Annotated in this window: 15 protein-coding genes; 9 read left to right on the top strand and 6 right to left on the bottom strand. The window is 53.9% G+C overall.

Annotation, left to right across the window (positions count from 1 at the left end; all coding sequences use genetic code 11):
• Nucleotide 1: 1 nt before the first annotated feature.
• Together rutB and rutA are read right to left on the bottom strand one after the other, a co-directional pair.
• Entirely contained in the window at nt 2–694 is a 693-nt protein-coding gene (gene rutB / locus MRY16398_RS18595) for a pyrimidine utilization protein B (protein WP_071194645.1), read from the bottom strand.
• Complete coding sequence (rutA, locus tag MRY16398_RS18590) at nt 694–1,785, bottom strand: pyrimidine utilization protein A (protein WP_039078775.1); 1,092 nt, start codon at nt 1,783–1,785, stop codon at nt 694–696. Before rutA ends, rutB begins: the two co-directional genes overlap by 1 nt.
• A 278-nt stretch (nt 1,786–2,063) precedes the next feature.
• Here rutA and rutR point away from each other — a divergent pair, with 278 nt between their 5' ends.
• Nucleotides 2,064–2,702, top strand: coding sequence for an HTH-type transcriptional regulator RutR (gene rutR, locus MRY16398_RS18585; RefSeq protein WP_071194644.1), 639 nt, complete (start codon nt 2,064–2,066; stop codon nt 2,700–2,702).
• On the opposite strand, the gene MRY16398_RS18580 is transcribed toward rutR, so the two are convergent.
• Together MRY16398_RS18580 and putA are read right to left on the bottom strand one after the other, a co-directional pair.
• The gene (locus tag MRY16398_RS18580; protein WP_039078656.1) at nt 2,699–3,094 is read right to left on the bottom strand and encodes a lysozyme inhibitor LprI family protein; all 396 of its coding nucleotides are present in this window, start codon (nt 3,092–3,094) and stop codon (nt 2,699–2,701) included. The genes rutR and MRY16398_RS18580 overlap by 4 nt on opposite strands.
• 117 nt (nt 3,095–3,211) lie before the next feature.
• A complete protein-coding gene (gene putA / locus MRY16398_RS18575) occupies nt 3,212–7,174 on the bottom strand; it encodes a trifunctional transcriptional regulator/proline dehydrogenase/L-glutamate gamma-semialdehyde dehydrogenase (protein WP_125124985.1) in 3,963 nt (1,320 codons plus the stop codon).
• Nucleotides 7,175–7,562: 388 nt separating this feature from the next.
• Here putA and putP point away from each other — a divergent pair, with 388 nt between their 5' ends.
• Together putP and MRY16398_RS18565 are read left to right on the top strand one after the other, a co-directional pair.
• On the top strand, nt 7,563–9,071 hold the full coding sequence (putP, locus tag MRY16398_RS18570; protein ID WP_039078658.1) for a sodium/proline symporter PutP: 1,509 nt from the start codon (nt 7,563–7,565) through the stop codon (nt 9,069–9,071).
• Between the two features lie 94 nt (nt 9,072–9,165).
• Complete coding sequence (locus MRY16398_RS18565) at nt 9,166–9,597, top strand: DUF3574 domain-containing protein (protein WP_125124984.1); 432 nt, start codon at nt 9,166–9,168, stop codon at nt 9,595–9,597.
• Between the two features lie 36 nt (nt 9,598–9,633).
• Here MRY16398_RS18565 and MRY16398_RS18560 read toward each other — a convergent pair whose 3' ends face one another.
• The gene (locus tag MRY16398_RS18560) at nt 9,634–10,818 is read right to left on the bottom strand and encodes a NupC/NupG family nucleoside CNT transporter (RefSeq protein WP_125125704.1); all 1,185 of its coding nucleotides are present in this window, start codon (nt 10,816–10,818) and stop codon (nt 9,634–9,636) included.
• 277 nt (nt 10,819–11,095) lie between these two features.
• Here MRY16398_RS18560 and efeU point away from each other — a divergent pair, with 277 nt between their 5' ends.
• The 6 genes from efeU (at nt 11,096) to MRY16398_RS18530 (ending at nt 18,094) form a co-directional block, all read left to right on the top strand.
• A complete protein-coding gene (gene efeU, locus MRY16398_RS18555) occupies nt 11,096–11,929 on the top strand; it encodes an iron uptake transporter permease EfeU (protein ID WP_039078776.1) in 834 nt (277 codons plus the stop codon).
• Between the two features lie 53 nt (nt 11,930–11,982).
• Nucleotides 11,983–13,110, top strand: a complete 1,128-nt coding sequence (gene efeO / locus MRY16398_RS18550; RefSeq protein ID WP_039078661.1) for an iron uptake system protein EfeO — start codon at nt 11,983–11,985, stop codon at nt 13,108–13,110.
• 5 nt (nt 13,111–13,115) lie between these two features.
• Nucleotides 13,116–14,399 (top strand): iron uptake transporter deferrochelatase/peroxidase subunit, encoded by a 1,284-nt coding sequence (gene efeB / locus MRY16398_RS18545; protein ID WP_039078662.1) that lies wholly within the window; start codon nt 13,116–13,118, stop codon nt 14,397–14,399.
• 542 nt (nt 14,400–14,941) lie between these two features.
• Nucleotides 14,942–15,730 carry a phosphate starvation-inducible protein PhoH gene (phoH, locus tag MRY16398_RS18540; RefSeq protein WP_039078777.1) on the top strand — a complete coding sequence of 263 codons (789 nt, stop codon included), beginning with the start codon at nt 14,942–14,944 and terminating at the stop codon, nt 15,728–15,730.
• 279 nt (nt 15,731–16,009) lie between these two features.
• Nucleotides 16,010–17,290 (top strand): hypothetical protein, encoded by a 1,281-nt coding sequence (locus MRY16398_RS18535; RefSeq protein WP_071194638.1) that lies wholly within the window; start codon nt 16,010–16,012, stop codon nt 17,288–17,290.
• Nucleotides 17,291–17,425: 135 nt separating this feature from the next.
• Nucleotides 17,426–18,094 (top strand): YecA/YgfB family protein, encoded by a 669-nt coding sequence (locus tag MRY16398_RS18530; protein ID WP_079496748.1) that lies wholly within the window; start codon nt 17,426–17,428, stop codon nt 18,092–18,094.
• Nucleotides 18,095–18,124: 30 nt separating this feature from the next.
• On the opposite strand, the gene tyrP is transcribed toward MRY16398_RS18530, so the two are convergent.
• Nucleotides 18,125–19,336 (bottom strand): tyrosine transporter TyrP, encoded by a 1,212-nt coding sequence (gene tyrP / locus MRY16398_RS18525; RefSeq protein ID WP_071194636.1) that lies wholly within the window; start codon nt 19,334–19,336, stop codon nt 18,125–18,127.
• Nucleotides 19,337–19,480 lie beyond the last annotated feature (144 nt).

The following is a 19,480-nucleotide window of genomic DNA, read 5'->3' as shown; positions in this document are numbered from 1 at the left end:
CTTAAGCAATTTTGACCCGAGGCTGAGGGGAAAGGGCGTTGCAGAATGTCCCGACATCGCTGACCCAGCCAAAGAACGTTTCGATGTTAAAAAGCGCGGCCTGTTGTGCGAAAGCGGGGCCAGCCTGGTGGGTGGCGTCTTCCAGAACCACGCCGAAATATTCGAGGAAAAAGCCGTCGCGCAGTGTCGACTCCACGCAAACATTGGTGGCTATACCGGTAAACACCAGATGGCGGATGCCACGGCTGCGCAAAATGCTGTCCAGCGGGGTGTTGAAAAAGCCGCTGTAGCGGGGCTTCGGCAGCACAATATCGCCGTCCTGCGGCACCAGCTCATCCACTAACTGGTAATCCCAACCGCCTTTCGCCAGCAGTTTGCCCTGTAACTCAGGACGTTTGCGCATGGTCTTAAGCGCGTTGGACTTGTGCCAGTTCGGCGAGCCCGGACCGCCGGCTTCCACATACTGCTCATCCCAGCCATTCTGAAACCAGATAATGAGCATGCCCGCTTCGCGCGCGGCGGCAACGGCGGTCTGAATCTTTTCTATCACCGGCGCGGTGGCGGAGACATCAAACCCCGCCAGGTCGAGGTATCCCCCTTTTGTGGCATAGGCGTTTTGCATATCTACCACAATCAGCGCGCTCTGCGCCGGGTCGAAGCGCAGCGAATCGGGACGGGCGTCAAGCGTTATCATCAGGCGACCTCACGGGTAGGGGCAGGGATCTGGCTGCGGCAGTTCATCAGTGGCTGGATACGCTCACCGAAGGCCTCAATGCCAGTCAGAAAATCATCAAATGTCAGCAGCACGCCATCGGTACCGGGAACAGTAGCCACCTCATCAAGCAGACGCGCGACGGTGGCATACGAGCCGACCAGCGTTCCCATATTGATATTGACGGCGGAGGTGGGGTCAGCCATCTGGCGCACGTTGGTATCGCTGCCGGAGCGGGTATCTTTCTGGCTTTGCTCGGTCAGCCACGCCAGCGCTTCGTCATCCGCGCCTGCCTTGTAGTGTTCCCATTTAGCGCGTGCGGCTTCATCGGTTTCATCGGCGATAACCATAAACAGCACGTACGAGCCCACGTCGCGCCCGGTTTTTTGTGCCGCCTCGCGCATCCTTTCAGCGGTAGGCGCAAATGCCGTTGGGGTGTTGACCCCTTTGCCAAAGCAGAAGTTGTAATCAGCGTATTGCGCTGAAAACGCCATCCCGGCATCGCTTTGCCCGGCGCAAATCACTTTCATGGGCTGCGACGGCTGCGGGCTGACGCGACAGTCATTCATGGTGAAAAACTCACCTTTGAAATCGCTTTTCCCGGTGCCCCATAAATCGCGCAGTACCTGGACATATTCGGTCAGGTAGTCATAACGGCGTGAAAAGTACTCATCGCCGGGCCAGATGCCCATCTGGTCGTATTCCGGCTTTTGCCAGCCGGTGACCAGGTTGACGCCGAAACGACCGCCGGAAATGGAGTCGATGGTGGAGGCCATGCGCGCCACGATGGCGGGCGGCAGCGTTAAGGTAGCGGCGGTGGCGTAGATCTGAATCCGCGATGTCACCGCAGCCAGTCCGGCCATCAGGGTGAAGGATTCCAGATTGTGATCCCAGAATTCTGTTTTGCCGCCAAAACCCCGCAGCTTGATCATCGACAGAGCAAAGTCGAAGTGATAATGCTCGGCCTTTTGCACAATCGCCTTATTGAGTTCAAAGGTCGGTTTGTATTGCGGCGCATGGGTGGAAATCAGCCAGCCGTTGTTGCCAATCGGAACGAAAACACCAATTTTCATCTCGTACCTCGCGTTGTCGGTTGAACGTCGGGCGTGGCGTTGCATCCTGCACTCTCCTGTGAGCCTCGCATCAACGATTTAGCAAAGGAGATGCCAGTTTTGAAAACTACATTGTTATTAGTGTGTTAAACAAAAGTTGACGAAATGCAGATTAAAAAAGTGGACTAAATGGTCAAAAACAGTGCACAAAAAACAGGCGCTCTTGCGCCATGGCTGTGCAGGGGTCGAGTCGGCTCGCGCCATTTGATATGCTGAGAAAAATCAATAAGGAGAAAAAGATGGCGCAGGATACGGCGAAAAAAGCGGGCAAGCGGACACAGGCGGTGAACGAGAAAAAAGAGGCCATTCTGGCTGCGGCGCTTGAGACCTTTTCCCTGTATGGCATTCACGGTACGCGCATTGAAAAGGTGGCGGAGCGAGCGGGGGTGTCAAAAACCAATCTTCTCTACTATTACCCTTCCAAAGAGGCGCTCTACCTTGCCGTGTTGCGCCACATCCTTGCTATCTGGCTGGCACCGTTAAAAGCGTTTCGTGAGGACCTGACCCCGCTGGTGGCGATTGGGGAGTACATCCGCTTAAAGCTTGAAGTTTCGCGTGATAATCCGCAGGCGTCACGGTTGTTCTGCATGGAGATGCTGCAAGGCGCGCCGGTGCTGAAAGAAGAGCTGGAAGGATCGCTGAAAGCGCTGGTGGAAGAGAAATCGGCCATTATTGCCGGTTGGGTAGCCAGCGGCAAACTGGCACCGGTCGACCCGCATCATCTTATTTTTATGATTTGGGCCTCAACCCAGCATTATGCCGATTTCGCCACTCAGGTAGAGGCGGTGACCGGCACAACGTTACAGGATGAGGCCTTTTTTCAGCGCACGGTAGAAAACGTGCAGCGGATGGTGACCGAAGGCATCCGCGTGCGTTAGTTGGCGGTCGGGAAAGGGCAGCTCAGATCACCCTCACCGCACTGCAGGAGAGACGAAAGCCAGGCTTCGCGCTCGTTCGTTTTATCGGTCATGCACTGGTTGATGACCATAGGCTGCGCGCTGCCTTGTTCTGAGCCGGAGCCGATAAACGCACAGTCGGCATCGCGCAGGGCAATCCAGTTTTTCTGCGCTTTTTTCAGTAAGTCACGCTGTTGTGGCGTGGCGCGCTTGAGTGCCGTCTGCCAGGTCTGGTTGAGTTTTTTGTCCGCCTTGTCGTATTGATCGGCGCTACACATGTTCATTTCTGTCTGCGAGATAGCGTTGTCGCAGTCCTCCGCCAGTGCGCTGGCGCTGACCAGCAAAACCACCCCTGCAATCAATAAACGTTTCATATTTTCTCCGTATAAAAAAATGCCGGATAGCATTGTGCATATCCGGCATACGGTACTACTGCTTCGCGCTGAATTGTAGCCCCGACATTCAGTACATTATCAGCGAGTTTTGCGCCCTTAGCCGATGGTCATCAGGCTGGCATTGCCGCCTGCGGCCGCGGTGTTGATACTCAGCGAACGCTCCAGCCATAAACGCTCCAGCAAAATGTTGCTCTCACCACGGGCAAAACCCTGTACCGAGATGATGGCGCCATCGCGCGTCGCGATATGTCCGCACAGTTCACGTAGCTGATCGGAGTCACCGTGATAGATAACCGCATCAAATGGCTGTGAAAGCAGGTTATCGAGCGCGGCCAGCGTGATCCTTGCGCTGACACTCTCTGGTAACGCGTTATGCAGGGTGCGGTGAAGCTCATCATCTGGCCACAATACCCGACAGCCGCTGGCGAGGGCTGCCGCAAGCTGTGTCAGGCTATCTTCTGCGTTGTCGGCCATGCAAAGAACCGACTCGCGGGGCAGCAGCGTCCAGGTATTGCGTTCACCGGTAGGGCCGGGGAGTACCCGCTGGATCCCGGTCTGGGCCAGTTCGCCAAACCGCTGGCAAATAGCCTGCAATGCCGGTTTATCCTCTGCCCAATGTGTCAGCGCATCCAGCGGCTGGATCAGGCTCGGTTTAAGCTGTGCATCAAGCGGGAAGCGGGTATCGTGACGCGACAGCGTCTGCTTGATGGCCGTTTCCGGGCGGCTGGCGAGCAGGCGATAAAGGTACAGCGGTCCGCCAGCTTTAGGCCCGGTGCCAGATAGCCCCTCTCCGCCGAAGGGCTGTACACCCACGACCGCGCCGACCATGTTGCGGTTTACGTACAGGTTGCCAACATGCGCGCTGCCGGTCACCTGAGAGATAGTCTCATCAATGCGGGTGTGAACACCCAGCGTCAGGCCATAACCTGCGGCATTAATCTGACTTACCAGTTTGTCGAGATCGTTGCGGCGGTAGCGCACCACGTGCAGCACCGGACCAAAGACCTCTTTTTTCAGCTCGTCCACACTCTCCAGCTCAATGAGCGTTGGCATTACAAAGGTGCCGGTTCGCCATTCACGGGCATCAAGGGTGTTTTCATGGGCCGTCTGGAACACCGGGCGACCTTTCTCGCGCATTGCCTGAATATGTTTCTCAATATTCTCTTTGGCTTCGCGGTCAATCACCGGACCGATATCCGTTGTCAGGCGTCCTGGATTCCCCATGCGACATTCCGCCATCGCGCCGCGCAGCATGGTGAGGGTATGTTCGGCAATCTCTTCCTGCAGGCAGAGTACGCGCAGTGCCGAACAGCGCTGTCCGGCGCTATCAAAGGCCGAGGCGAGCACATCGACCACCACCTGCTCGGTCAACGCAGAAGAGTCGACAATCATTGCATTCAGCCCGCCTGTTTCGGCGATAAGCGGCGTCGGACGCCCTTGTGCATCCAGTCTTGTGGCAATATTGCGCTGTAACAGGCTTGCCACTTCCGTAGAACCGGTGAACATCACGCCGCGTACGCGGTTATCTGACGTCAACTGCGCGCCTACGGTTTCGCCCCGGCCTGGTAGCAGTTGCAGCACGCCCGACGGGACGCCCGCTTCCCGCAGAATAGCGACACCCTGTGCGGCAATCAGCGGTGTCTGCTCTGCCGGTTTTGCCAGCACGGTGTTACCGGCCGCCAGCGCCGCCGCGATTTGCCCGGTGAAAATCGCCAGTGGGAAGTTCCACGGGCTGATACAGACCACCGGACCCAGCGGGCGGTGGGTTTCGTTAGCAAAATCTTCCCGTACCTGGCCTGCGTAATAGCGCAGGAAATCGACCGCTTCACGGACTTCGGCAATCGCATTGCTGAATGTTTTGCCTGCTTCGCGTACCAGGATGCCGAGCAGTGTCTGCATCTGATCTTCCATCAGTACCGCCGCACGTTCGAGGATCGCCGCGCGCTCCTGGGGCGGGGTGGCAAACCAGATAGGCGCGTTATTCACCGCACTTTCCAGCGCGCGCGCCACTTCACTGCCGGAGGCTTCCCGAACATAGCCAACAACATCTTTCGGCTCTGCCGGGTTGAGCACGGGCTCCATTTCACCTTCCGCTACCGGGGTTTCCAGTAACGGTTTGGCCTGCCATTTCTGTGTCGTGCTGTTGAGCAGGGAAGAGGAGAGGGAGGCCAGTCGATGTTCATTGGCCAGATCCAGCCCTGCTGAGTTGATACGCCCCTGTCCGTACAGCCAGCGTGGCAGCGGGATTTTCGGATGCGGCAGGCCAACATGGCCTTCTTGTGTCGCCAGTTTCTCTACCGCCAGCACCGGGTCGGCCACCAGTTCATCGAGCGGCAGCGATGTATCGGCAATACGGTTCACAAAGGAGGTATTGGCGCCGTTTTCCAGCAGGCGACGCACCAGATAAGCCAGCAAGGTTTCGTGGGTGCCCACCGGAGCGTAGATGCGGCAAGGGCGGTTCAGCTTGCCGTCAGAGATTTTACCGACCACCTGCTCGTAGAGCGGCTCGCCCATGCCGTGCAGACACTGGAACTCGTATTGACCCGGATAGTAGTTTTGCCCCGCCAGTTGATAGATAGCGGCCAGAGTATGGGCGTTGTGGGTGGCGAACTGCGGGTAAATCAAATTCGGCACGGCGAGCAATTTTTTCGCGCAGGCCAGGTAGGAGACGTCGGTATAGACTTTGCGCGTATAGACCGGATACCCCTCCAGCCCTTCCATCTGCGCGCGTTTGATCTCGCTATCCCAGTACGCGCCTTTCACCAGACGGATCATCAGACGACGGCGACTACGTGAGGCCAGATCCGTCAGGTAATCAATGACGAACGGACAGCGTTTCTGGTAGGCCTGAATCACAAAACCGATGCCGTTCCAGCCCGCCAGTTCTGGTTCGAAACAGAGCTTTTCCAGCAGATCGAGAGAGATTTCCAGCCGGTCGGCCTCTTCGGCGTCGATATTGATGCCGATGTCATACTGGCAGGCAAGCAGCGCCAGTGATTTCAGGCGCGGGTAGAGCTCGTCCATCATTCTGTCGTACTGGGCGCGGTTGTAGCGTGGGTGCAGCGCAGAGAGCTTAATGGAGATCCCCGGCCCTTCATAAATGCCGCGGCCATTAGAGGCTTTCCCAATCGCGTGGATCGCCTGCTGGTAAGAGACCATGTAGGCCTCTGCATCGGCAGCGGTCAGCGCGGCCTCACCCAGCATATCGTAGGAGTAGCGGAACCCTTTTTCTTCCAGTTTGCGGGCGTTAGCCAGCGCTTCGGCAATGGTTTCCCCGGTGACGAACTGCTCGCCCATCAGGCGCATCGCCATGTCCACCCCTTTGCGGATCAGCGGTTCGCCGCTCTTGCCGATAATGCGGTTAAGCGAGTGCGACAGGCTGGCTTCGTTGTGGGTAGAGACCAGTTTGCCGGTAAAGAGCAGGCCCCAGGTGGCGGCATTGACGAACAGCGAGGCGCTGCGGCCAATATGCGATTGCCAGTTACCATTGCTGATTTTGTCGCGGATCAGCGCATCGCGGGTGGCCTTATCAGGAATGCGCAACAGCGCCTCTGCCAGGCACATCAGCGCCACCCCTTCTTGCGAAGAAAGTGAAAATTCTTGCAACAAACTCTGTACCATACCCGCCCGGCCGGACGCGGTCTTTTGGTTACGCAGCTTCGCCGCCAGTTGGCTGGCTAACTGCTGGGTATTTTCGGCAATAGGCGGCGCAAGACGCGCCTGCTCAAGCAGCATGGGAACCGCATCCGTTTCCGGGCGACGCCAGGCGGCGGTGATAGCGGCACGTGAAACCGACTGCGGCAAAATGTTTTCGGCGAATTCGAGGAAAGGCTGGGCACTTTCATCAGCGCTGCTATCGGCTTCATCGCTTTCGGCGTACTGACCCGCATGGGTCGCAGGCAATTCTGGAATTATTTCGTTATTTTCGAGTTTTTCCAGGTAGCTAAAGATGGCCTGCTTAATCAGCCAGTGTGGTGTGCGGTCAATCGATGCAGCAGCGGCTTTCAGTCGCTCACGCGTCGCATCATCAAGTTTAACGCCCATGGTGGTGGTACCCATGTTTTTCTCCTGCAATTTTTGTTGTGTGCAGACTATCCGTCATGTTGCAACTTTGTGCAACCTTGTTAAATGTGACTGGGTTAACAAGGTCAATATTGAACGATAAGTTAATTGTATGTAACTGGAATTGGCATACTGAATTACGGTTAAAGGCGAGTGAATTTGCGGTAGATAACACTTTTTTAAGGTGCAACCTTTGAAAGTGTGACATGGTGCAACCTGGTGGAAAATAATGACGGTTTCGGGATGAAATTAATGTAAATGCTGTGTTAAATCATTTGTGAATAACCGGGGCTTCCGGCAGGATACGGTCGCTTCATAACAACAATCACATCGCTACCCCGTTCCGGTGGTGAAGATAACGGGTAAATCCTGGAGACTTTTATTGATGGCAATTAGCACACCGCTGCTGGTGACCTTTTTCATTTATATCTTTGGCATGATTCTCATCGGGTTCTTTGCCTGGCGTTCAACGAAAAACTTTGATGACTATATCTTAGGTGGTCGTAGTCTGGGCCCGTTAGTGACTGCGTTATCCGCAGGGGCATCGGACATGAGCGGCTGGTTGCTGATGGGGCTGCCCGGCGCCATTTTTATCTCGGGTATTTCAGAAAGTTGGATCGCCATTGGCCTGACGCTTGGCGCGTGGGTCAACTGGAAGCTGGTCGCAGGTCGTCTGCGCGTGCATACCGAGGTCAACAATAATGCCCTGACGCTGCCGGACTATTTTACCGGCCGTTTTGAAGATAAAAGCCGCCTGCTGCGTATTATCTCGGCGGTCGTCATTCTGGTGTTCTTCACTATTTACTGTGCCTCCGGCATCGTGGCGGGCGCGCGTCTGTTTGAAAGTACCTTCGGCATGACATACGAGCACGCGCTATGGGCGGGTGCGGCGGCAACCATCATCTATACCTTTATCGGCGGTTTCCTGGCGGTAAGCTGGACCGATACCGTACAGGCGAGCCTGATGATTTTCGCCCTGATCCTGACCCCGGTGATTGTGATCCTCTCCGTAGGTGGCCTTGCGGACTCGCTGGAAGTTATCAAGCAGAAAAGCATCGAAAATATCGACATGCTGAAAGGGCTGAACTTCGTTGCCATTATTTCGTTGATGGGCTGGGGACTGGGATATTTCGGTCAGCCGCATATCCTGGCGCGCTTTATGGCGGCGGATTCCCACCACAGCATCGTCCACGCCCGCCGTATCAGCATGACCTGGATGGTCCTGTGCCTTGCCGGGGCCGTTGCCGTGGGCTTCTTCGGGATTGCCTATTTTAATAACCACCCTGAACAGGCTGGCGCGGTCAATCAGAACGCAGAACGCGTGTTCATTGAACTGGCACAGATTCTGTTTAATCCTTGGATTGCCGGGGTGCTGCTGTCAGCGATTCTGGCGGCGGTAATGTCCACCCTGAGCTGCCAGTTGCTGGTGTGCTCCAGCGCACTGACAGAAGATTTCTACAAAGCGTTCCTGCGTAAAAATGCCGGGCAGACCGAGCTGGTCTGGGTTGGCCGCGTGATGGTGCTGCTGGTGGCGCTGGTATCCATTGCGCTGGCGGCGAACCCGGAAAACCGCGTGCTGGGCCTGGTCAGCTACGCATGGGCAGGCTTTGGCGCGGCGTTTGGCCCGGTGGTGCTGTTCTCGGTCATGTGGTCAAAAATGACGCGCAACGGCGCACTGGCCGGGATGGTTATCGGTGCGGTCACCGTTATCGTCTGGAAGCAGTTCGCCTGGCTGGGGCTGTATGAAATCATTCCGGGCTTTGTGTTCGGTAGTCTTGGCATTGTGGTGTTCAGCCTGCTGGGTAAAGCACCGTCTCGCGCGATGCAAGACCGCTTCGCCGAAGCAGACGCACATTATCACTCTGCGCCACCGACACGCTTGCAGGCCGACTGATCCCTCTTGCTAAACCCGCTTCGGCGGGTTTTTTCTTGATATAACAGTGCATTTACGCTCTTATCACATTGCTTAAAACAATGAGGATAGCAAGATGAAGATAAAGACAGGGGTTACTGCACTGGCGTTCGCGGGTTTACTGGCAGGCTGCGTCGCACAGACGGCAAAACAGGCGCAGCAGCCCGCCCAGAGCTGCAAAGCCGACAATCAGATGCAACAAACCACGCTCTATTTCGGCTTAAGCCGCCCGGCAGGGAAAGATGTCACCGCACAGGAGTGGCAGCAGTTTGTCGATACGGACGTGACGCCGCGCTTTCGTGATGGCCTGACGGTGTTTGACGCGCGCGGACAATGGCTGGGTAACGACGGCAAAGTGGCGAAGGAAGCGAGCAAAGCGTTAATGCTGATCCACGGGAAAGATGCTGGAAGTGAAAGCAATATCGAAACGCTGCGCACGCTCTACAAAACCCGTTTCGGGCAGGAGTCTGTGATGCGGGTTGATCAGCCGGTTTGCGTACAGTTCTGATAAAAAAAACGGCGGGTGTGAAGCCCGCCGTGAGAATTAAAGCACAACGCCTGCAAAAGCGGCGGAAAGCAGACTCACCAGCGTTGCACCATAGACCAGGCGCAAACCAAAGCGTGAGACGACATTCCCCTGCTGCTCGTTAAGCCCTTTAATGGCGCCCGCCACGATGCCGATAGAGGCGAAGTTGGCGAACGACACCAGGAAGACGGAGAGGATCCCAAGCCCGCGCGGCGTCATTTCAGCGGCAACTTTCTGCAGTTCGATCATCGCCACAAACTCGTTAGCCACCAGTTTGGTCGCCATAATGCTGCCCGCATGCAGGGCATCGGAAAGCGGAATGCCGACCAGCCACGCCAGCGGGTAGAACACATAGCCAAGAATTTGCTGGAAGCTGATGCCAAACAGGGTAGAGAAGAGGGCATTGACCGCGCTAATCAGGGCAATAAAGCCAATCAGCATGGCCAGGATAATCATCGCCACTTTGAAACCGGCCAGAATATATTCCCCCAGCATCTCAAAGAAACTTTGTGATTCGTGGAGTTTTTCCAGCTTAATTTCCGGTTCGGCTTCCGGGCGCGTCGGGTTAATGACTGACAGGATAATAAAGGTGCTGAACATATTAAGGATTAACGCCGCCACCACATATTTGGCATCCAGCATCGTCATATAGGCGCCGACAATCGACAGCGATACCGTCGACATCGCGGTTGCGGCCATGGTGAACAGACGACGTGAGGACAGGTCGGCCAGAATCCCTTTGTAGGCAATGAAGTTTTCCGACTGGCCAAGGATCAGCGAGCTGACCGCGTTAAACGACTCCAGCTTGCCCATGCCGTTGAGTTTTGACAGCAGCGTGCCGATAAGACGAATAAAAATCGGCAGAATACGCCAGTGCTGCAAAATACCGATCAGCGCGGAAATAAAGACGATAGGGCACAGAACGCCGAGGAAAATAAACGCCAACCCTTTTTCACTCATCCCGCCAAAGACAAAGTTGGTGCCTTCACCTGCAAATTTGAGCAGTGTTTCAAAAAAGCCAGAGACATATTTAATTAGCGTCAGTCCGCTTTGCGCATGCAAAAAGAACCATGCCAGCGCCAGTTCAATAACCACTAATTGCAGAATAAAGCGCACGCGAACTTTGCGGCGGTCAAAGCTGGTGAGCCATGCCAGAGCCAGAATGACGACCAGCGCCAGCAGAAAATGTAGGAAGTTGATCATGTCGAAAATTGTGCAGGTAATTGGGGCGCTCATTTAGCCACAGCCCGTATACTCAGTAAACAAAAAGTTAATGATTTGTAAGCTAACTTTTTGCCATATACCTTCTGATTCTGCATAACAGCCGTTTCGATCAGTCTTAGTTTGCGACCCGGTTACATCCTTTCATTATTCATATTAATTTTCGCTTGAGTTTCTTTTTTCCGTAATGATAATCACTATCAAAGAAATTTACTTTTCTTTTCAGCAATTGACCATTGATGACAGCAGAGGCGTCCGCATGTTTGTTCCATTTCTCATTATGTTACGTGAAGGCCTCGAAGCGGCACTGATCGTAAGTTTGATTGCCAGTTACCTCAAGCGCACTCAGCGCGGACGCTGGATTGGCGTGATGTGGATTGGTGTCTTCCTCGCCGCGGCGCTATGTCTGGCGCTCGGCATCATCATTAACGAAACCACTGGTGAGTTCCCGCAGAAAGAGCAGGAGCTGTTTGAAGGCATTGTCGCGGTGATTGCCGTGGTGATCCTGACATGGATGGTCTTCTGGATGCGCAAAGTCTCCCGCAACGTCAAAGTGCAACTGGAGCAGGCGGTAGATAACGCCCTCGCCAGCCGAAACAACCATGGCTGGGCGCTGATCATGATGGTCTTCTTCGCGGTGGCGCGCGAAGGGCTGGAATCGGTCTTCTTTCTGCTGGCGGCATTCCAGCAAGATGTGGGGATCTGGCCGCCTGTGGGCGCGGTGCTTGGGCTGGTTGCGGCCGTGGTACTCGGCTTCCTGCTCTACTGGGGCGGCATTCGTCTGAACCTCGGTGCGTTCTTCAAATGGACCAGCCTGTTTATTTTGCTGGTTGCGGCAGGTCTGGCGGCAGGGGCGATTCGCGCCTTTCATGAGGCCGGACTGTGGAACCACTTCCAGGATGTGGCGTTCGATCTGAGCAACGTGCTGACTACGCACTCTCTGACGGGCACGCTGCTGGAAGGCATTTTCGGCTATCAGGAGACACCGAGCGTCAGCGAAGTTGGCGTCTGGTTCCTCTACTTAATTCCTGCGCTGGTGCTGTATGTCATGCCATCGCGCTCAGGCTCGCAGCCTTCCAGAGCTGCACAATAATCGCTGTACCGGGTGAATTATAGTTACAACATACTTTAAGAAGGGAAGGGGTCATGGCAATTCATTTTCGTCGTAGTGCGTTACAGGCAGGGATCGCAACGCTGCTTTCTTGCGCGTTTGCTGCCCATGCAGCGGATGTCCCTCAGGTAAAAGTGACCGTCACGGACAAGCAGTGTGAGCCGATGAATCTGACGGTAAACGCGGGTAAAACGCAGTTCCTCATCGTCAACCAGAGTCAGAAGGCGCTGGAGTGGGAAATCCTCAAAGGGGTGCTGGTGGTTGAAGAGCGCGAAAACATTGCGCCGGGCTTTAGCCAGAAGCTGACCGCTAACCTGCAGCCGGGTGAATATGACATGACCTGCGGCCTGCTTACCAACCCGAAAGGCAAACTCATCGTTAAAGGCCAGGCGACGGCGGATGCGGCAAAAAGCGAAGCGCTGCTGAGCCTTGGCACTGCTATCACCGACTATAAAGCCTACGTGACGGCCGAGACAGCCGAACTGGTAAAAGGGACAAAAGCCTTTACCGATGCGGTGAAAGCGGGCGATATCGAAAAAGCGAAATCGCTGTATGCGCCGACGCGCCAGCACTATGAGCGTATTGAACCGATCGCTGAGCTGTTCTCCGACCTGGACGGCAGTATTGATGCCCGCGAAGATGACTACGAGAAGAAGGCAGACGATCCGAAATTCACCGGTTTCCACCGTCTGGAAAAAGCCCTGTTTGGCGACAACTCGGTGAAAGGCATGGACACCTATGCTGACCAGCTTTACACCGACGTGCAGGAGCTGCAAAAACGCATCAGCGAGCTGGCGTTCCCGCCGTCAAAAGTGGTGGGTGGCGCTGCGGGTCTGATTGAAGAGGTCGCGGCGACCAAAATCAGCGGTGAAGAAGACCGCTACAGCCATACCGATCTGTGGGATTTCCAGGCTAACGTCGATGGCGCGCAGAAAATCGTCAATCTGCTGCGTCCGCAGTTGCAGAAAAACAACGCCGAACTGCTCGGTAAAGTGGATGCGAACTTTAAGAAAGTCGACGCTATTCTGGCGAAATACCGTACCAAAGACGGCTATGAGACCTATGACAAGCTGACGGATGCTGACCGTAACGCGCTTAAAGGGCCGATCACGACGCTGGCGGAAGATCTCGCTCAACTGCGCGGTGTGCTCGGTCTGGACTAACTATCATGAATGACAAAGAAGAGTACGGCGTTAGCGAGCCTTCGCGTCGCCGTTTATTAAAAGGTATGGGCGCGCTGGGAGGCGCCCTTGCCCTGGCCGGAGGATGTCCGGTGGCGCATGCGGCCAAACCGCAAAGTGCGCCAGGCACACTCTCCCCGAATGCGCGCATGGAAAAGCAGCCCTTTTATGGTGAGCATCAGGCCGGGATTTTGACGCCGCAACAGGCGTCGATGATGCTGGTGGCGTTTGATGTGCTGGCGTCCGACAAAGCCGATTTGCAGCGTCTGTTTCGTCTGTTAACGCAACGTATCGCTTTTCTGACCGAAGGGGGGCCGGCGCCGGAAACCCCTAATCCGCGCCTTCCGCCGATGGATTCCGGTATTCTCGGGCCGTTTATCGCACCGGATAATCTGACCATCACGGTTTCGTTGGGTGATTCTCTGTTCGATGACCGCTTTGGCCTGCGTGCGCAAAAGCCGAAAAAATTGCAAAAGATGGAGCGCTTTCCCAACGATGCGCTGGTCTCTTCATTAAGCCATGGTGACCTGCTGGTGCAAATCTGCGCCAATACCCAGGACACGGTGATTCATGCCCTGCGCGATTTGATTAAACACACGCCTGATTTACTGAGCGTTCGCTGGAAGCGAGAGGGGTTTATCTCCGACCACGCCGCGCGCAGTAAAGGAAAGGAGACGCCGGTAAACCTGCTGGGCTTTAAGGATGGTACGGCAAACCCGGACAGCAGTGATAACGCGCTGATGGACAAGGTTGTGTGGGTAACAAGCGATCAGGCGGAGCCTGCGTGGGCCGTGGGCGGTAGCTATCAGGCCGTGCGTATCATTCAGTTTCACGTGGAGTTCTGGGATCGTACGCCACTCAAAGAGCAGCAGACTATTTTTGGTCGCGATAAGCAAACCGGCGCGCCGCTGGGGATGCACAACGAGCATGATGTCCCCGATTACGCCAGCGACCCCGGTGGCGATGTGATTGCCCTGGACAGCCATATTCGTCTGGCAAATCCACGTACGCCAGAGACGCAGTCGAGCCTGATGATGCGCCGGGGTTATAGCTATTCCCTGGGTGTCACCAATGCCGGGCAGCTTGATATGGGACTCCTGTTTGTCTGCTATCAGCACGACCTGGAGAAGGGGTTTCTGACCGTGCAAAAACGTCTCAATGGCGAAGCGCTGGAGGAGTATATTAAGCCCATCGGCGGCGGCTACTTCTTCGTGCTGCCAGGGGTTAAAGACCAAAACCAGTATCTCGGGCAAGCACTGCTCGAAGCCTGAAAAAAGAATCCTGCCTGAAGCCAGGCAGGATAATCTCTTATCTGTAGCATCCGTTCACACTTTTTCTGCCATCAAACTATCGATTTTTCGTATGAGAAAGTATCTGTTATTTTTCTGTAATATTCTTCGTAGACACTCTTTTCCATAGCGCAGGGTAAACGCTCGTTACCTTTCGGTGAAAATAATGTTGCGTTTATGCTAATTCCTGATGTACTTATTACATAGAATTACTGCCCTGCGGTGATGTCGTCACCTGGAGATCGCGGATGGTAAAGTCCACAACTGGACGTAACACCAACAAACAGCGCAACACCCGGCTCGGGGATGCACACTCCGGCAGTAAACGCTTCACCTCTGAATTTCTCTCCTTTATTCCTGTTTCTGATTTAACCGACATGGCAAGCGCTGATGACGGCTGCTTTGTTATGTCAATTTCAAAGGCAAGACATGGCTTAAAAGGAAGCCAAACCTCAGACGTTCGTGCGCATAATCGTGCCGATTTTGGTGCGTGTGATGTAAACCAACAACTCAAGGTGCTATCCATGGGAAGACAGAAAGCAGTGATCAAAGCTCGTCGTGAAGCTAAACGTGTGCTGAGACGCGATTCGCGCAGTCACAAACAGCGTGAAGAAGAGTCGGTCACCTCGCTTGTGCAGATGAGTGGCGTTGAAGCAATTGGAATGGCAAGGGATAGCCGTGATAATTCACCGATTGTTGCGCGTAATGAAGCTCAGGCGCAGTACCTGAATGCTATCGAGAGTAAACAACTGATATTCGCGACCGGGGAAGCCGGCTGCGGTAAAACATGGATCAGCGCGGCGAAAGCGGCGGAAGCCCTGATTCATAAGGATGTGGACAGGATTATTGTAACCCGACCGGTTCTGCAGGCCGACGAAGATCTCGGCTTCTTACCTGGTGATATTTCGGAGAAGTTCGCCCCTTATTTCCGGCCCGTCTATGATGTGCTGGTGAAAAGGCTGGGTGCGTCCTTCATGCAATACTGCCTGCGACCAGAGATTGGTAAGGTAGAGATCGCGCCGTTCGCCTATATGCGCGGACGTACCTTTGAAAATGCGGTTGTCATTCTTGACGAGGCTCAGAATGTGACCGCTGCGCAAATGAAAATGTTCTTAACGCGCCTCGGGGAAAATGTGACGGTAATCGTCAACGGTGATGTGACTCAGTGTGATTTGCCCCGCGGGGTGCAGTCTGGTCTGAGCGATGCGCTGTCGCGTTTTGAGGAAGATGAGATGGTAGGGGTGGTGCGTTTCACCACAGACGATTGCGTCCGCTCCGCACTCTGCCAGAGGACGCTGAAAGCCTACTACTAAGATTTTTAGCGCATGATAAGAGCCCGGGAAACCGGGCTTTTTTTTGCTCTAAATAAAATCACTCACAGGTTTTTCATGTACTAAAACAGGTGGGTACATGTCGTCTGATAATCCTGTTAGTGTTATGCGCCGCTTTTTAATTATCAACATTGCCGTTGGCTATTTCGCCTTAGCTGTATGTGACAACTTCTACGGATCGGGCGCTGCCACTGATTGTTTTTAGGTGATGCTGGTAAATGCGGAACATAAAGTAAAAGTGTCATTATTTAAGAGGGAATTATGCGCGGGATTGTATGTATTTTAGGGCTGTCAGTCGTATTGGTTGGCTGCGATAAAGCGGTTGAAGATAAAAAGATTTCTGAACTGACAAGCGAAGAAGCTCAGACTTTATGTAAGTCGCCGCAGGCAATTGAGCAATTAACAAACAACTTCAAAGCGGGCACCAGTGAGTTTTTAACCCAACATCCCTTTAACTATTATCCTTTTAGCGATCGTAACGTTGACTCGACCAAAAGCATTACTGATTCGGAGCTGAGAAGAAAAAGTCGTATTGATGACAGTTTTCTCTATTCCGCTGATACCTTTAACAAAGGCTTTGGCCAGACTGACGTTCTGAAAATAAGTAACCCGACGCTTTCTGCAACAGGCCAGGACAGCCTGACCTGTAGTGCCCAGGCTGATTTCAGCAGTGATGAGATTTACGGTAAAGCCTTCTCAACGCCGGTCTCCTATACCATCACTAAGGCTGACAAGAAAATTATCACCGAAGGGAAATTCGCGCTGGCCGACATGAAGCAAAGCAAAGTCGAGCCGACGGCGGGCCAAAAGGCGTGGCGTGATAAATATGAAGCAGAATTAAATGCAAAAGATCAGGCGCTGAAAAACGTTGCCGACAGCGAATACCAGCCGATTTCTACAAAAGATCTCTTTTATATCTATTTTGCCCAGACTCCGCGCCAGTTTAACGATGATGAGCTGATGGGACTCTTTAGCAACAAATGGAACAACACCAGTGATTCATTTGCGAAAGAAGACATCAAAAAAGAAGAACTGCCGCAAATTAAAGCAAAAATTGCGCAATATAAAGACATCAAAAATATCGTCATTTATTCCACCACCGATGGTTCTTATCATGATGAGGACTTCCTGAAGCTGAAAACAGCGTCGGGTGAAAACGCTATCAAAATTAACGATATGGGGATCTTCACCCTTACCGATAGCAGCTATGACTTTGCAAAGAAAGGCTATGAATATCATAACTTCCTTTGCAACATGAACGGGGGCATCACCGTCAACGAACGGGGCGTATCGTTATCTGTCGATAAGACCGTCCGTGGCTGCACAGTGCTGGTTCCTGACGATCAGGCCCGTGAGATCTCTGCGAAGTTCGCCGATTTCAAAGGCAAAGGCAAAAATGTCAGCACCTCAGCGAAATATTTCATCCATATCGACAGCATTAATGGCGATCGTAATACCATTGAGGCAACGCTGGTAAAAGATGATGTACAGCTTATCGACCCTGACACTAAAGCGGTGATTTTGCATACGGTCATCAATTAAAAGACTGTTCAGCGCAATGAAAAATTGACGCCAGAATCCTGATTATAAATAGCCGGGCTTGTCCCGGCTTTTTTACGCTTATCGTTTCTGTGATACCCTTCTTTTTTATCCCTTATGCCATCAGGAGAGTCGTAAATGACCGAAGGCCCGTTAAATGAAAATGAATTGCAGTGGCTGGAAGAGACATTGGTCGCTTATGGCCACAGCGATGAGTCCGTACTCGATGTGGCGGAGCTGGATGGTATGTTGACCGCCGTATTGTCCGGCCCGGTGGTTGTCGAGCCGGATCGCTGGCTGGTTGCCGTATGGGGCGGCGAAAAGAACATTCCGCGCTGGAAAAACGATCGTGAAATGAATCGTTTTATCGATCTCTGCTTTAAGCATTTGAACGATATTGCCGAGCGCCTGAGTGATTACCCGGATCAGTTTGAACCCGTCTTTGGTTACAACGAAGTGGACGGTAAGAGCTACACGGTGGTTGAAGAGTGGTGTTTTGGCTATATGCGCGGCGTGGCGCTAACCGACTGGTCAGGCTTGCCGGAGGAGCGTAAGGCCGATCTGGATATTATTGCCTTGCACGGGCTGGAAGAAAACTTTGAGCGTCTGGATGAATTCACCGAAGAGGAATTCAATGAAAGCGTAGAGGCTATCAGGCCTGCCGCTCTGCGTCTGTATGAGTACTGGTCGGCGAATCCACAACAGCCTGTTGCTCAGAAACCGCAGGTGAATGGTGTAAAAGTCGGGCGTAACGATCCTTGCCCGTGTGGCAGCGGTAAGAAATTCAAAAGCTGCTGCCTGCACTAAAAAAACCGGGCTCCTGATGAGCCCGATTTATTATCCCACTTCCGGCAGCAAGCCTGCTGAAATCGCAAACTGTACGGCAATAATAGTTACGCCGCAGGCCATCACCAGGCAGAGCATAGGTCTCCCGCCCAGAACACGATATTGCGCTTGTCCATGCGCCTTACGGCTTTGCCATGCGAGCAGGGCGGGGATCAGCAGGGCCAGCACCGCAAGCGCCACGCCAGCATAACCGAGCGCCATCACAAAACCGCGCGGATAGAAGAGGGCGAAGGCCAGCGGGGGCAAAAAGGTTATCGCGCCGGTTTGCAGACGCCCGACAGCCGTGTTGCGGCGCTGGAACAGGTCGGCCAGGTAATCAAATAGACCAAGCGACACACCTAAAAATGAGGTCGCCAGCGCCAGGTCGGCAAACAGATGAACAGCCAGTTCCACATGCGCGGAGGCAACCACTTCGCGCAGCGCCTCAAGAAGTCCATTCAGTCCGGCATGGTTAGCCAGCATTCCCATAAAGGTTGAAGACTCAATACTGCCAAGGGTCGCCAGTTGCCAGAAAATATAGGCGACCAGCGGGATCGCGCTGCCGGTGATAAATATCCCGCGTAGCTTGCGAACGTTACCGCCCATATAACTGACAATGCTCGGCACGCTGCCATGAAAGCCAAAAGAGGTAAAAATCACCGGCATGGCGGAGAGGGCCAGCCCTTTTTCCAGCGGCAGGGTGAGTAAATTCACCTGATGAACATGTGGCAGGAGCAGCGCGAGCATTACCACCAGGAAAATAATCTTGGCGCTAAACAGGAAACGGTTGAATAAATCGACCAGTGATGTGCCAATACAGACCACGCCACCGGCGACAAAGGTAAACAAAAATACCCCGCCTGATGACGATACATTGATGCCAGTCCATACGCTGAGGCTGGACGCCAGCAGCTCACCGGCGCCGCTGATATAAGCCGCCGTCAGGGCATACATCAAAAACATCATGCTAAAACCGGTGATCCACTGCCCGTAACGCCCCAGGTAACGTCGCGCCAGGCTACCGAGCCCTGTGTCGGCGGGCACGTGCTGATAGACTTCGAGCAATAACAGCGCGGTATAACACATCAGTCCCCACAGGGCGAAGAGTAAAACCAGCGTTACACTAAATCCGACCCCGGCGGCGGCCAGCGGCATCGCCAGCATCCCTGCGCCAATAGTGGTACCAGCCACAATAAAAACACTGCCAAGTGCTCGATTCTTCACACTTTCCTCTGGATTCAAACCGCATTCTTTATCAAATATGCGGCGCAGAGTATGTGAAAAACCGATCTGCGTCAAACGGGGCTTACAAACAGTGTAAATAAATAATTACATGAAAAGAGGCGCTTGCCTTTGGTCGTTTGGCTG

The sequence above is a fragment of the Phytobacter sp. MRY16-398 genome, from assembly GCF_003925915.1.
Taxonomy (GTDB): domain Bacteria; phylum Pseudomonadota; class Gammaproteobacteria; order Enterobacterales; family Enterobacteriaceae; genus Phytobacter; species Phytobacter diazotrophicus.
This window is presented reverse-complemented; position numbering and strand designations above follow the sequence as displayed.